This window comes from Microcoleus sp. MON1_C5 (genome assembly GCF_036701875.1).
Lineage (GTDB): Bacteria > Cyanobacteriota > Cyanobacteriia > Cyanobacteriales > Microcoleaceae > Microcoleus.
The window spans coordinates 72,974-86,351 of the sequence record NZ_JAUBRN010000013.1; the positions used below are offsets into that span (position 1 = coordinate 72,974).

General features: G+C 47.3%; 11 protein-coding genes. 7 read left to right on the forward strand and 4 right to left on the reverse strand.

What is annotated here, in order from left to right:
• Positions 1 to 32 precede the first annotated feature (32 nt).
• Positions 33 to 1,298 carry a DPP IV N-terminal domain-containing protein gene (locus QUA71_RS09200; protein ID WP_333284246.1) on the forward strand — a complete coding sequence of 422 codons (1,266 nt, stop codon included), beginning with the start codon at positions 33 to 35 and terminating at the stop codon, positions 1,296 to 1,298.
• A 141-nt stretch (positions 1,299 to 1,439) separates the two neighbouring features.
• Here the strand turns inward: QUA71_RS09200 and hpsL are convergent, their stop codons facing one another.
• Positions 1,440 to 3,104: a hormogonium polysaccharide biosynthesis protein HpsL gene (gene hpsL / locus QUA71_RS09205; protein WP_333284248.1), complete on the reverse strand. Its 1,665-nt coding sequence runs from the start codon at positions 3,102 to 3,104 to the stop codon at positions 1,440 to 1,442.
• Between the two features lie 409 nt (positions 3,105 to 3,513).
• Here hpsL and QUA71_RS09210 point away from each other — a divergent pair, with 409 nt between their 5' ends.
• Positions 3,514 to 4,215, forward strand: a complete 702-nt coding sequence (locus tag QUA71_RS09210; protein ID WP_333284250.1) for an alpha/beta hydrolase — start codon at positions 3,514 to 3,516, stop codon at positions 4,213 to 4,215.
• Between the two features lie 143 nt (positions 4,216 to 4,358).
• Here QUA71_RS09210 and QUA71_RS09215 read toward each other — a convergent pair whose 3' ends face one another.
• The 3 genes from QUA71_RS09215 to QUA71_RS09225 form a co-directional block, all read right to left on the reverse strand.
• On the reverse strand, positions 4,359 to 5,255 hold the full coding sequence (locus QUA71_RS09215; protein WP_006634683.1) for a succinate--CoA ligase subunit alpha: 897 nt from the start codon (positions 5,253 to 5,255) through the stop codon (positions 4,359 to 4,361).
• 83 nt (positions 5,256 to 5,338) lie between these two features.
• Positions 5,339 to 6,568 (reverse strand): succinate--CoA ligase subunit beta, encoded by a 1,230-nt coding sequence (locus tag QUA71_RS09220; protein WP_333284252.1) that lies wholly within the window; start codon positions 6,566 to 6,568, stop codon positions 5,339 to 5,341.
• Positions 6,569 to 6,903: 335 nt separating this feature from the next.
• Positions 6,904 to 8,421, reverse strand: coding sequence for a glycosyltransferase family 2 protein (locus QUA71_RS09225; RefSeq protein WP_333284254.1), 1,518 nt, complete (start codon positions 8,419 to 8,421; stop codon positions 6,904 to 6,906).
• A gap of 246 nt (positions 8,422 to 8,667) precedes the next feature.
• On the opposite strand from QUA71_RS09225, the gene ebsA reads away from it, so the two are divergent.
• From ebsA to QUA71_RS09250, 5 genes are all read left to right on the forward strand, one after another.
• Complete coding sequence (gene ebsA / locus QUA71_RS09230) at positions 8,668 to 9,042, forward strand: type IV pilus biogenesis protein EbsA (RefSeq protein ID WP_006634686.1); 375 nt, start codon at positions 8,668 to 8,670, stop codon at positions 9,040 to 9,042.
• 1,375 nt (positions 9,043 to 10,417) lie between these two features.
• Positions 10,418 to 11,515: a phosphotransacetylase family protein gene (locus QUA71_RS09235; RefSeq protein WP_333284256.1), complete on the forward strand. Its 1,098-nt coding sequence runs from the start codon at positions 10,418 to 10,420 to the stop codon at positions 11,513 to 11,515.
• 278 nt (positions 11,516 to 11,793) lie between these two features.
• A complete protein-coding gene (locus QUA71_RS09240) occupies positions 11,794 to 12,297 on the forward strand; it encodes a DNA recombination-mediator protein A (RefSeq protein ID WP_190656016.1) in 504 nt (167 codons plus the stop codon).
• A gap of 15 nt (positions 12,298 to 12,312) precedes the next feature.
• Positions 12,313 to 12,729: an MAPEG family protein gene (locus QUA71_RS09245; protein WP_333284311.1), complete on the forward strand. Its 417-nt coding sequence runs from the start codon at positions 12,313 to 12,315 to the stop codon at positions 12,727 to 12,729.
• Positions 12,730 to 12,852: 123 nt separating this feature from the next.
• On the forward strand, positions 12,853 to 13,344 hold the full coding sequence (locus QUA71_RS09250; protein WP_333284257.1) for a YajQ family cyclic di-GMP-binding protein: 492 nt from the start codon (positions 12,853 to 12,855) through the stop codon (positions 13,342 to 13,344).
• Positions 13,345 to 13,378: the final 34 nt, after the last annotated feature.

The window sequence follows — 13,378 nt, forward strand, 5'->3', positions numbered from 1 at the left end:
GATAAACCGACAAATAAACCAACAAAATGCGTTTGAATAAATTATGGCTGGTAAGGGCGATCGGCCTAATCTCCCTAACACTCTCAATCACCTTGTTTTTGAGCCTTCACAGCCCTCCCCCAACCGCAGCCCAAAAACCAAGGATACTAGCGTTTACCGCCCTCCAGATGCGCGGCAGCGAGAACAGATCCACTTTATTTGCGGTCAATGCTACCAGTTCCGCTCGCCGCGAACTTACACGTAATATAGATGTTATCGCTCCCCTAGTGTGGTCGCCCAACGGCCAGCGGCTGGCTTTCGTTGGCGGATACAGCGACATCTATACAGTCAATGCTGACGGTTCTCGACTAACTAAACAGTTTTCTGAGGCTGGTTGCAAAGCAGCTAATTTTGAAATAGCTTGGTTTTCCAACAGCCAGAAACTTGTTTTTGCCCGTTCTTGCGACGGTTTTACCTCTGATGCTCCCGGCAGCCAATCACTTTATACAAGCAACACTTCTGGCATTAAAGGAACTAAATTAGTTAGGAATTTGGAAGTAGGAGGACAGCCGCCTAAAACAGAAATTTCATCGGAATTTTACATTTCACCCGACGGCCAGCAGGTAGCATTTGTCAAGGAGAAAAATATCTACAAAATGAATGCCGACGGTTCGGGAATGACCAAACTAACTAAAAGTCCCGGCGAATATATATCATCGGGCGGAAGTGAACTTGTGTGGTCGCCAGATGGCACAAAAATTGCTTTCCTGGTCGGCGCTTATCCGAAACAGCAAATTTACACAATTAATGCCAATGGAACCAACCTCAAGAATTTGACAAACAACCCGCAAAATGAGGTTTACAGCGTCAAACTATTTTGGTCGCCCGACAGCAGCCGCATTGCTTACTATTATAATAAACCCGGCGATTCAGCAGGGGAACAGCAAGATATCTACCTGCTCGACATTAACCGGGGGACAGCCAAGAACCTCACCCAAAAACCCAGAAACTACGACGAAATTTCGTGGTCGCCGGATGGCAAATTTATTGCTTTCGTCGCTGGAGAGTTCAATAATCAAAAACTCTACACAATCAATGCTGACGGGAACCAGCTAAATCAACTAGCTACCCGGCTAAAACCGTCGGGAATTTCAGAATTAGCTTGGTCTGCTGACAGCCAGCAAATTGCTTTTATATTTAACGAAATCCAAGGAGACAAAAGCAACTTGTATTTAATTAATCGGGACGGTTCGGCATTGACTAAATTGACAAACGACAAAGATTTGAATGCTAGCAATCCGGTTTGGCAACCGCAGTAAAGTTACGAGTCACAATATGCTGTAGGGGTGGGTTTTAGCACAGATAAACCCAGAACGCCGCGCTATATTTGCATCGCCTTGGATCGAAAGCGGGTTACTGAACAAGAAAAAATCCACCCAACTCAGCACTCAAAACTCTTCTCAAATGGGGGCAGATGCAATAATTTTTTTCTCCTTTAATTGCTGGTGAACTTGCAAATCATTTGACTCAAGTTCTTGGGGTTTTTCATCCTGCACCTGTTTGTCAATTTTGGGCAACTTTAAAATCGCCCCAGCTAAAACCCAATAATACACCGACACTGGATCTACATCCAGGGGATAGTATTGAGGATTGATCGTAATAAATCCCACAAATACCCAAAAACTAGCTCCGTAACTCCGCAAACTTTTGTCTTTCACAGAACGGTAAGCTCTAAAAGTTAGAAAAGCCAAGTGTAAAACCATGATCTGAAAAGCAATCATTCCCGGATAACCGAGTTCGTAAATCAACTTAGGTTGGAAAGTTTCAATTAGCTGCGTAGCACCAAATATTCGCGTTGAATTAGTTGCTCGTCCCACACCTCTACCGAGAGGTCTGTCAATGATAAAATTGTGGCTTTGCTCGAACTGATTAAAGAGAAACTGCTGGGGCGGTGCAGCCTTCCAGCGGTTAACAAAACTCTCCCGCTGCTGCTCGATAATTTCCGGGTTAATTGCTGCACCGACAAACAGCAGAATCGCGAGTCCTGCACCGATGGGAATAAATCGTTTTAAATTAACTAATTGACCGGTGAGAACTAGCAGGATTGCCGTAGCAACGGGAACCAGAACTAAAGCAGCTCTTTGACCGGAAATAACTGCATTGGCAAATACTAATGCCATGCCAAATAAACCGATAACTCGCCACCAGAATGAAGGGTCGCAAAAGGCAGAGGCAAAGGTTAAAAAAGCATTAGAAATTAAAAACCAAGCCCACTGCCAAGGGGCTACAAAAGTTCCCGGCAAGCGGATAAACTTGACTTCTGGACTGAACACTAAAGAACCGCCGACAAAACATCTAGCTTGCAGCGTTGCTTTATATAAGTCGTTTCCGCTCATTCCTCGGGTACCCGCACATTTTCCACTTTGCAGCAACAGGTACTGCATCAAACCGAGAAGGCAGCAAACTATCGCCAAAACGATGTGCATTCGACTAAAAAATACTAAATCCTTCTTAGTGCGGAGCAGATAATAGGTACAACCAATCAGCGGTATGTAACCTATCAATACTTTTAAGCCGAGAATTCCTTGCAGAATTGGTTTCTCACCCTTCATAGGGTTGAGCTGCATATCGCCGTTGACAAAAATTAAAGTCAGCATTGCCATCATCAACAGGATGCTAAAGGTAGAAAGCATTTGTTTGGGAATGAACAGGGGCAACTGTTTCTTTTTGCAGCTTTGAATTAGGGCGATGAGAGCTGGTATGTAGAAAGCATCTTTGGCTAATTGAAATGCAGCATTCCCGCCGCCAATTGCGTAAGTAATTGTACCGCTGAAAGGCAGGTAAATTAAAAAAGTCCACAAAGCTTGACGGGGGTATTTGTAGGAAAGCAGCAAGATGGCTGCGGCTGCGCCTCCTGCAATAGCAATCTTAGGGCGGGCTACCAACAACAGGGGGATGCTGACAGCAACGCTGACTAAGCAGCTTAGGGCGATCGCCTGCACCAATTCATTGCGCTTTTCTGAAATTTTGCGTTTTTGTGCAGCTACTTCTTTTTTGCTTAGCGCGGTTATTTTTTCGCTGTGCTTGTGTTTTGATTTCTTGGATTTGCGCTGGGTTTTCAACATATACAAGAAGGAAGAAGGAAGAAGGAAGAAGGAAGAGGGAAGAGGGAAGAGGGAAGAGGGATTTAGTGGTCGAGGAGAGAAATAATAAGTAATTCTTTATGTTTCAGCAATTAATAAATTCCTCTGCATCAGGGGGATTACTATAATTTTTATAAGGCACTTATGTAGAAGGCTGAAGGCAATATGATGTAGAAGGCTGGACATCGAGAAGGTAGAAAGCAGAATGAATAGAAGCAAAAATATTTGGGTAGAGTTGGTTACTTATTCTTAAAGTCAATATCGCAAAAAAGTCTCTGTCGAGATTGTGGGTGTGACGCGGGCACAAATTACACTGGCGACCTTGTAGAATATAACTGCTGCATCTATAATGTACAAATCTCGAAAAAATAATTTTAATCTAGCGGTGAATATGAAATTAACAAAATTTGTATCGATCGGGATTGTCCTATTTTTAGGAGCAAGCGGGAGCATATTATCTAGCAGCAGTAGAGCATTAGGGGCCGAAAAAGTTGTCCTCACATTTGGCCCGATCAGACAAGCCATCAATGTCAGCGACTTAGAAGACTTTGCTAAAGAGGGCACGACGACGCCAACCCTGCAACAAATTATCCGGTTCTCCAAAATGGACGCGCAAATATTGCGGGGGTTCATGGGTCTAGAAATCGGTTTAAAGCCTGCTAATCTGGCTAGGGTAGTTTACAGCACCCCGGGAGAAAAAATCACTGACCAAATCGGTCAAGCAATTCGCACTCAGCGCCGCACAGAAAGCGGCAAAGCTCTGCGGGCAGCGGTGATCCTGGCAGCCGGGGACGACGGTAAGGTATCGCTGCTAGAAATCCTGAAAAAGTATCCTCTCAACGAGGTTTACGTAGATGTTGCCAGCCTTCGCACCGCTGTTGGGAAAGTTCAGAGTATAGCCGGAACTCTGCAAAGCCTGCTTCAAGATGTGATGCGATCGACAACTCGCACAACTGAAACAACTCGCCCCGAAAGTCCGATCGAACCTCGCCGCAGCGTGCAGCCAACAACTCTGCCTCCAGCGCCGCGCCGCGCCGCCCCTTTGCCAGCACCCGCACCGCAGCCTGTGACGCCGGTCAGAGGGCTTTGGTAAAAACATCATAAATGTGTCCTAAAGGCGGGTTGAAGCGGCTGTTGTGCCATTCTGCCGAGTCTTTTGAGACCAAACCCGCCCCCGCCCTACCCCTATCCCAACCCCCAAAAGGGTTAGGACTTTTGTGAAAACTCCCAAAGCCATCAATTTTTCTTTAGCAATTTTTTGAGCAACTTAGGAATCTCTGAAGGTCGAGCCGCCACAGGTATGTCCGCCTCTTCAAAGGCAGCCATTTTGTTTGGGGCCGTAACTCCAAAGGCTTTCTGGGCAGCCGCCCGAGAACTGATCAGGATGCCGGCGTGGCCCAAAGACGGCCCCTTGGGAGCGTAGCGGCCGGCCAGATAAGCAACCACGGGTTTGTCGATCGCCGAGGCGATGTAAGAAGCAGCAGCTTGTTCACTCCACCCGCCAACTTCCCCCACCAAAACTATCGCTTCGGTACTGTCGTCTTCGTCCAAAATTTGCAGCCACTGCATAAAAGAAGAACCGACAATCGCGTCGCAGCCAATACAAACCGCCATCGACTGTCCCAACCCAGCCTCCGTCAGTTCTAGGGCAACTTCGTAAGTCAAAGTGCTGCTGCGGCTGATCACTCCCACCGGGCCGGGAGTGTAAAATTCCTTGGGGTGAGTTCCCAGCAGGAGTTTGTCGGGCACAATAATCCCCGGACTGTTGGGCCCGATTACCAAAGTTTCGGTGGCTTCTGCTTTTCTGACTAAGTGCACCATATCCAGAGGAGGCACTCCCCCAGTAACGATCGCGATTTGCCGAATTCCTCCGGCGATCGCTTCTAAAGCAGCATCCAGCACCGAGTAAGCGTCTACCAAAATTACCGCAGTGTCAACGTGACCCACTGCCGCCACTGCTTGTTCTACCAAATCAAAAATCGGAATTCCCTCCACCTCCAGCCCCCCCCGACCGGGACTAACACCGGCGACTACATTCGTGCCGTATGCTTTCATCATCAGGGCGGCGCGGGTGGACGCGGGAGATTCTGTAATGCCCTGTACTAGGACTTTGCTTTCAGGAGTTAAATTCATTTTTTCCCACTTGACACTCGATCTGTAAAAAGCAGAAGGCCTTCATCTGTACAGAAATCTCATTTTTTGCCGATCGACTGCCGCTACTTGGCGGAGGATACAGAAGCGGCCGCGGCCTCATCCAAAGTGCTAGCTAGCTGCACCGGCAACTGTCCCAAACGCTTTTTAACAGCATCAGCATCGATCTCTACCAGCCGCAGCACCACTTGGATGTGGCGGTTAGCGCGAGCTTTCCGTTCCAAATAGCCGGCTACTGCAGCGATTATTTCCTCGGTCTTGGAGGCGCTGCCCAAAATATTTACAAGTATCACCTTAACGCTTTTATCCTGAGCGACTAACTCCAGACCCGAATCCGCGCGATCGCGCAGGGCATTTGCTGCTTCGTAGCGGTCTAGGGAACCAATATTCACAAAATTAGCTGGTTTTCCTCCTTGGTGGGTTACAGCATCTAGAGTTGCCATTGTCAGGCCCACTCCGTTGCACAAAATCGCGATATTCCCGTCTAGTTCGATTAATTGCAGGGATTCGGAATTGGAGATTGGGGATTTAGATTTGGGGTCAAACTCCGGCTGCTGCTGAACCTTCGAGTAGGAATGGGGGCGATCGCTAGGGGCATGGAGACTTCTCCTTTCCCGTGCCAACCCCCTGCTTTGCCTCTTTCCCGATAGTGCGGCCAAATCTGGATGTCGCCCCAAGGCATCGTCGTTGGCGGTCACTTTACCGTCTAAAGCCATTACCTCTCCCGTCGGACTGATGCCGAGAGGATTGATTTCTACTAAATCTAAATCTTTTTCAACAAACAGCCTGTACATTTTTTCGACAATGGTGCTCACCGATTGAATCAAGTCTCCCTGCAATCCCATTTTCAGCGTGAGACGCCTCGCGTAGAATGGCGAAAATTCTTGATCTACGGCAACTTGCTGCATTTGCTCGATCGACCGTTCGACATCCATACCTCCTTGTCTCGAACCCAGAAGCACCGGGCGGCGGGCTACGGGGTCTAGGAGTACCGCTAAGTACAATTCTTGGTCAGCGTTGTACTTTGCTTCTGCCAGTAGAACTTGGGGATATTCATCCTCGATCGGCAAATTAAAAATTGTTTGAGCGGCTGCTACTGCATCGATCGTATTTTCCACAAACTTGATACCGCCCGCCCGGCCCCGTCCCCCAGCCCGCACTTGCGATTTGAGTACAACGGGGTAGGGAATTTTCAGTCCTTTGAGGTCGGCGGGATTGTCAATCTGCTGCGACGGCAAAATCGGAATTGCCATCTGGCGAAATAAAGATTTAGCTTGGTACTCTAACAAATCCATTATCAATTACGGGTTACGGGTAGTTGGCAACAAGCAATTCGTCCTAATTGGCAATTCATAATTAATAGATAGTAATTGGTTTTTTGTCAAGTTAAAAGTTAAAAATTCTCGATTTTATCTTTTATTTTTCGACTTGTGTATGACCGATTACTTATTCGCTATTACCGCTCGCCGATTACCTATTACCTAAGCTGTTTCAAAGTGTTTTTTTCTAGAATTGCCAAATTTTACTGTCGGCTCTGGCGGGGAGATATTTGGCGAGCGTTGGTGTTTTTTTGTCTCCGAAAATCTTCGGACGTTCGGCGATACTGTGCCGAGATCTTTTTGCGAATTGTTTACTTGATGCTATTAACAGCGCCTTGATGGACGGTTTTGACCCATTTGAGCCGCTTGGGCCGTACCGCAATCCGAGCAGTCACAGTCCCTACCAGCAGCCAGTGGAACATATACACAGTACCCCGCAGCGTTTGCAGGAAGGTGACAAAAACTCTTTTAACGTCAAATTTGGTCTCTTTGCGAGTGCGGCGCAAACCGACAAACATTCCCACCACCGACAATGTAAGGGTCATAAAAGTTATGGGACTGGCGATCGGCATCCGGCGCAGCGCAATTGACATCACAAAGTCGGGTAGCGCTACTGTAGGTAAGAAATATTGAGATACCCAAAATCCAAATAAATCCCAAGTTTTCCCAGTTCCCATGCGGTTCCGCAAAATTAGCCGCCAGTAGTCAAGATAACGCTGATAGCCACCTTCGGCCCAGCGATTGCGCTGGTGCCACAGAGCGCGAGGGTTAGTGACTCCTTCTTCTGACACGGCTGGGAAAGCGAGAAATTCAATGTCCCATCGGTCTAGGTGCAGCCTCACAGTCAAATCCAGGTCGTCGGTAATCGTCTCTTCGTTCCAGCCTCCGCAGCTTTCCAAGGCGGTGCGACGCATGAATTGGCCGTTACCGCGCAATTCTCCAATGCCGCCGATCGCAATCCGCTGCTGCTGGAAAAAACTGTCGAGAGCCATTTCAGCTTCTTGGCCACGAGTCCAAAAATTTACCGAAGCATTGGCGATGGCTTTTCTGACTTGCACAGCCCCTACCTTTTCTCCATGGAACACTGGCAGCACCCGGCGCAGCAAATCCGGCGTTACCGTCGCGTCGGCGTCAAATATTCCCACAAATTCCCCGCGAGTCAGCGGCAACACTTGATTGAGTGCTCCCGACTTCCCGCCGCTGGCATTTGCTCCTCGGCGAAATACTTTGAGCTGGGGGTACTTTTTGGTTAGCTGTTCCAATACTAGCGGCGTGGCGTCGCTGCTGTGATCGTCGATCGCCCAAACTTCGTAGCGGTCGATCGGATAATCTACATTGCAGATGGATTCTACGAATCGGGCAATCACCGCTTCCTCATTTTTCGCTGCCACCAGCAGCGACACGTAAGGCCAATCCTCTCGGCTTTCATCGGCAAGAGGCGGCAGTGCGGGCTTGGGCGAAGCAAACAAAACTCGAAATGCTTGCATCCACAGCAGTCCCGTCAACCCCCACACTACCCACGCACCCCAAGAAATCAAGTGCAGGGCGATCGTGCCGGCCCAAATCGCCGTCAGCACTGCGGCGGCTTTTCTGCGGCGTCCCCGGTACAGATTTTGAGGAAAAGAGGGAGTTCCCGGCACAGACACCGCAACCGGGAGCTCTGCTTTTGTTTCCGCGTCAAACACCCTGTCGCCAATGTCTGGTATAGCAAATACTTTGCTGAGCTTCGAGTGCGAGGTCAAACTCTTGAGCTCTTCTTGAGCTAAATCAGAGATGTCCAAGTTAAGCTCGCTGCGAGCGTCGTTTTCTGGCCAAGAACTCTCCTGCATAGGTTACTTGATTCAACCACCAATAGTTTTTGATTTTAGATATAAGCATCTACTGTATCAGTTTCTGGACTTTTGTCGAAAGCGGACGGGAGGACAACCAGCGGGTTCGGTGCTTGTACTACCCTGGTAAACGGGTACTGCATCGAGTATTTTGGTTGACTTTTGCTTGCGATCGACTAGGAATATCTGTTAGTTTTTTCTGGGGATCTAAACTATCTGTTAGTAATAATTGTCTGAGGTGGAAATATGTCTATTCCTCAACTCAAGCCAGCCGATGACAAAGAAGTGAAAGTCTACGCGCCTTTCTGTCAAGAGCCCAGGCGCAAGTTTTTACCGCACGCTATTGGTCTCTACAAGCTCAAAAGCTTGGAGGGGGCAAGAAAAATTGACGGTGGGGAGAGCGTGCCGTTTGTCGCTAGTTGGAATATCTCGTCGCTGCCGATCGACTTAACCCGCTGTCGGGTGTTGTTTGACGGCAATGCTGAACTCAGCTACGAAGTGACTATGCAAAGCTCTGAGTTTGTTAGTTGCTTAATTGAGGTACTCCTGACTTTTCAGCGGACTCGTACTGTCGATTTTTCTAAAACGTTTTACCGCAAGCTGATGCGAATGGATGAATAACTTTCACCGCCGCCGCACTCCCGAAAGTCCGCAATTGACAATCAAGCAATTTAATCCGGGGCTCCCGGATTGATTCGCGGATCGAGAAAAAAGCTCCTCGCTCGCGATCGCCAGCCCCCGGATTTATCAGTGGGGTCGCTTTCTTCAATCTAAAATCTAAAATCTAAAATCTAAAATCGATTGACGGGCGCTATAACTGGCGCACCAATAGTGTAACGCCTCGACGGCAACATTACATGATTGGTGCGCCAGCCCTATTTGAGAAGCGGAAATAGTAAGTGAGTTGTGGGATCATTCTCAATAATCCCTTTGGGGGTGAGCACTTATCCCCATTGCTAAAGTAAATCTACAGCAGTTTTCTGTTGAGCGTGATACAGATTTCGCGTAGGGACTCAGGCTTTGCCTGAGTCCCTACCTGTATTTCATCCAATTGAAAACTGCTGTATTTGTTGTGCGATAAGCCCAAAAGCCTATTTCGGACATTGGTGCTGTGCGAGTACGCGCGAGCGAAGCTATCGCCGTTAGGCGAATCGCGCCGTCCGATTTCGTTCAAATTTTGCGACTCGGTAGCTGAGAGGAAAGCGCTGTAGAGCCGCCCAAGGAAAATCAATCTACAGCCCTTGAAGTGCGATCGGGCTAGCATCGGAATCAGCCTTTGAGCTGCCAAAATTCCAGCTCACGCCGCCCGACAATTTATTTGTTTAGAAGCTAGAAGCCCGATCCTAAGCAGCTTCTTGCTCGCAGTGCTACCGATCGGTTTGAACGCGGGCGATCGCACTAATAATTAATAACTAATAATACAACCTATCGATTTTCGATTATATGAAAAAACGCTCTGACAAACACCGGACTTTATTCCTACAAAATACCTAGGCTAGCAATCATAAATGAGTCGTATTTTTTTACTTTACCCCAACCCTCCCCTTCGTAAGGGGAGGGGTAAGAAATCCACAAATAATTTAGAATTGCTATATACCCAACAAAAACTTCACCAAGCCCTCTCAATAGGTTTTTCTAGTGAGATCACAACTTCTCCCCGGTTATTTAGATTTTATAATACTCGGTATCACTATCTAAGTTCAGTAATAAAAAAAGTGGCTAAAATTTTTATAATTAAAATGGGTTTTTAAAGGCAGCCGGGGCGATAAATCATTATCAAAAACTGCGGATAAAACAAACAATTTAAAAACTGCTTTCCCAAAATCAAGTAAAAAGAATAGGAAGAAAAGGGTTGCTAACAGGCGAATAAAAGTTTTTCGCAAAAAAACAATATGCCCAAAAGCGACAAAATCGAGTATAATAGTATTGCCAAATTGAGTCGCAGTTCAGAAATACTGTAGAAAAAACTAAATTTATTGAAATAGACAGGTGCAAATTGAGGATTGAAGGCGTACCCAAATTGACTAAATATTTGCTGATCGGTTCCACAAAAGCTTACAGCGGCAAGTCGGCCATCGCCCTGGGGATGGCACTCGGACTCCGGGGAAAAGGACTGGCCGTCGCCTACGGCAAACCTCTGGGAACCTGTTTCAGCTCCGAGGGAGCTGCGCTCGAGGAGGAAGACGTGCGGTTCGCGGTAGAGACGCTGAAGCTCTCAGAAAGCCAGATGCCGTCAACACTGCTGTATTTGGATGAAGAGACCGTTCACAAGCGTTTGCGGAGAGAAGACAAGACAGATTACCGCCAGTCTTTAGCGCAATATTTGCAAGCTCCCAGCGGAGACTTGGTGCTGTTAGAAGGCCCAGCTAATTTGGAGGAAGGCAGTCTGTTTGACTTGTCTTTGGCTCAAGTCGCTGAGGCAGTTGATGCCTCTGTGCTGTTGGTAGCCCGCCCGATCGATCTTTATATAGACGATTTGCTGTCGGCTAAACAGCGTTTGGGTTCGCGGTTGCTGGGGGTGGTACTCAACGACGTACCCTCGGACAAACTCGAATCGGTAACGGCGACTGTGCGGCCTTTTCTGGAGGCTGCGGGTATTCCAGTTTTGGGAATGCTGCCGAGAAGTGCTTTGCTGCGAAGTGTCAGCGTCAAAGAATTGGTGCACCAATTGAAAGCTGATGTGCTGTGCCGTCGAGACCGTTTGGACTTGATGGTGGAAACGTTGACAATTGGCGCGATGAATGTTAGTTCTGCTCTGAAGTATTTCCGCAAAGCGAGAAATATGGCGGTGGTGACGGGGGGCGATCGCACCGACATTCAGCTAGCAGCTCTGGAGAGCTCGACTCAGTGCTTAATTTTGACAGGTCACTTGCCTCCTTCTCCCCTAGTGATTGGCAGGGCAGAAGAAATGGAAATTCCGGTTTTGTCTGTTGATTTGGATACCTTAACCACGGTAGAAATTATCGACAGCACCTTTGGCAACGTGCGGCTGCACGAACCGATCAAGGTGGAATGCGTTACTCAGCTAATGGCAGAACATTTTGACCTTGAGGGTCTGATGGCATCCTTGGGCCTGAGCGATCGAGTCCATTAATAACAGAGCCGGAGCTGAGGGAAGAAGGTATTCGGCAGAGAAAACTTTTTGTTTAAATAAATAAAAAGCCAAAATTCTTAAATTCTCAATTTTTCTTGAATTCTACCTTGAGCTCCGGCTGGCGAATGTCTTGAGACATTCTGCCTTCTGGCTTCCTCAAATCTCCAGATCCTCTAGTCTGATCCCGTAAATCAGCAATTCTTAACTTCTTTTTGGCGGCAATGGCTAGTGAGTCTGCTAAAATCCACAACGTAGTTTTATTTAATTTAATAAATTCTTTGAGTCAATCAATTGAGCTACCCAGAGTAGATGATTTTTTACAAGAACTTGCGGCGATCCAGCAAACCAGCTCCAAGCGGCTTGCTCTTTTGGGTTCTCGCCACGTTCCTATTACCCACCAGCAGCTAATTGAGATGCTGAGCTACGCCCTAGTTCTGGGAGGCAATCAGCTCATCACTTCTGGCGCTACAGGCACCAATTCAGCCGCAATTCGGGGGGCAATGCGAGCAGATCCAAATCTGCTGACGGTGATTTTGCCACAAAGCATGAGCCGCCAGCCTCGGGAGTCTCGCGACCAACTCGAACAAGTGATACATTTGGTAGAAAATCCCAAAAATGATAGCTTGTCTCTCCCCGAAGCAAGCGCCATGTGCAATCAGGAGATTATTTCTCGCTGCCAGCAACTGATATGTTTTGCTTTTCACGAAAGCCACACTTTGCTGAAAACTTGCCAGGATGCGGAAGAACAGCGCAAGGTAGTTACTCTGTTCTATTTTGATTGAACTGCGAGGCGGATGATGCTGTTGGGATTACCTGTGTCGGTTATTCTGCTTGATTGTATTGCTGCTGCTGCTGCGCTGGTTTACGCACCGTTTTTGGTGGTTGCGTTCGCCCGCTTGCAGCTAGGCTACGACCAAGCAGCCCCCCGCGCTATGTTTGAGAGGTTGCCTGCTTACGCTCAGCGGGCAACTTGGGCTCACCAAAATTCGTTTGAGACGTTTATGCTGTTTTCAGCGGCGGCTTTGATGGCTTTTGTGACGGGGGTAGATTCGGAATCGGCAGGTTGGGCTGCGATCGCTTTTACGATCGCCCGGTTGTTGTTTTCGGTTTTCTATATTCTGAATGTGCCGCTGGCGCGATCGCTCATGTTTGCAATTAGTTCTTCTTGCACTGTTTCTTTATTCTATTTCAGTTTGAGAGCTGTTAATGGCTAATTGTTATTAGTCAGTGGTCATTAGTCATTAGTTAAGAGACGCTTAATTAATGACTAATTATTAACTGCTCATTACTAATTACCCATTACCAACTACCAATTACCCATTACCAATTACTAATTTATGGCTGCTAGTTATTCCTTTGATATTGTCAGCGAGTTCGATCGGCAAGAATTAGTTAACGCTGTTGACCAAACTGTGCGGGAAATTCAAAGCCGCTACGACTTGAAAGATACCAAAACTACCGTGGAATTGGGCGCAGAATCAATTACTATCAATACGGACAGCGAATTTACTCTGGACGCAATTCACACTGTTTTGCAAACTAAAGCCGCCAAGCGGAATTTATCTTTGAAAATTTTTGATTACGGCAAAGCTGAACCTGCTAGTGGCAGTCGCGTGCGTCAAGAAATTAAACTTAAAAAAGGAATTAGTCAGGAAATCGCTAAACAGATTACTAAATTGATTCGCGATGAATTTAAGAAGATTCAAGGTTCGATTCAAGGAGATGCAGTGCGGGTGTCTGCTAAGGATAAGGATGATTTGCAGTTGGTGATTCAACGCTTGAAGCAAGAAGATTATCCGGTAGCTTTGCAGTTTACAAATTACCGCTAGATTTGAGAGTTTATCGGGACTTGAGTCCTCATAG

Excerpts from the sequence above, each read along its gene's own strand:
- QUA71_RS09250 (WP_333284257.1), top strand. The coding sequence starts at position 12,853 with ATGGCTGCTAGTTATTCCTTTGATATTGTCAGCGAGTTCGATCGGCAA.
- QUA71_RS09220 (WP_333284252.1), bottom strand. The coding sequence starts at position 6,568 with ATGGATTTGTTAGAGTACCAAGCTAAATCTTTATTTCGCCAGATGGCA.
- QUA71_RS09245 (WP_333284311.1), top strand. The coding sequence starts at position 12,313 with ATGCTGTTGGGATTACCTGTGTCGGTTATTCTGCTTGATTGTATTGCT.
- QUA71_RS09225 (WP_333284254.1), bottom strand. The coding sequence starts at position 8,421 with ATGCAGGAGAGTTCTTGGCCAGAAAACGACGCTCGCAGCGAGCTTAAC.
- ebsA (WP_006634686.1), top strand. The coding sequence starts at position 8,668 with ATGTCTATTCCTCAACTCAAGCCAGCCGATGACAAAGAAGTGAAAGTC.
- hpsL (WP_333284248.1), bottom strand. The coding sequence starts at position 3,104 with ATGTTGAAAACCCAGCGCAAATCCAAGAAATCAAAACACAAGCACAGC.
- QUA71_RS09215 (WP_006634683.1), bottom strand. The coding sequence starts at position 5,255 with ATGAATTTAACTCCTGAAAGCAAAGTCCTAGTACAGGGCATTACAGAA.
- QUA71_RS09210 (WP_333284250.1), top strand. The coding sequence starts at position 3,514 with ATGAAATTAACAAAATTTGTATCGATCGGGATTGTCCTATTTTTAGGA.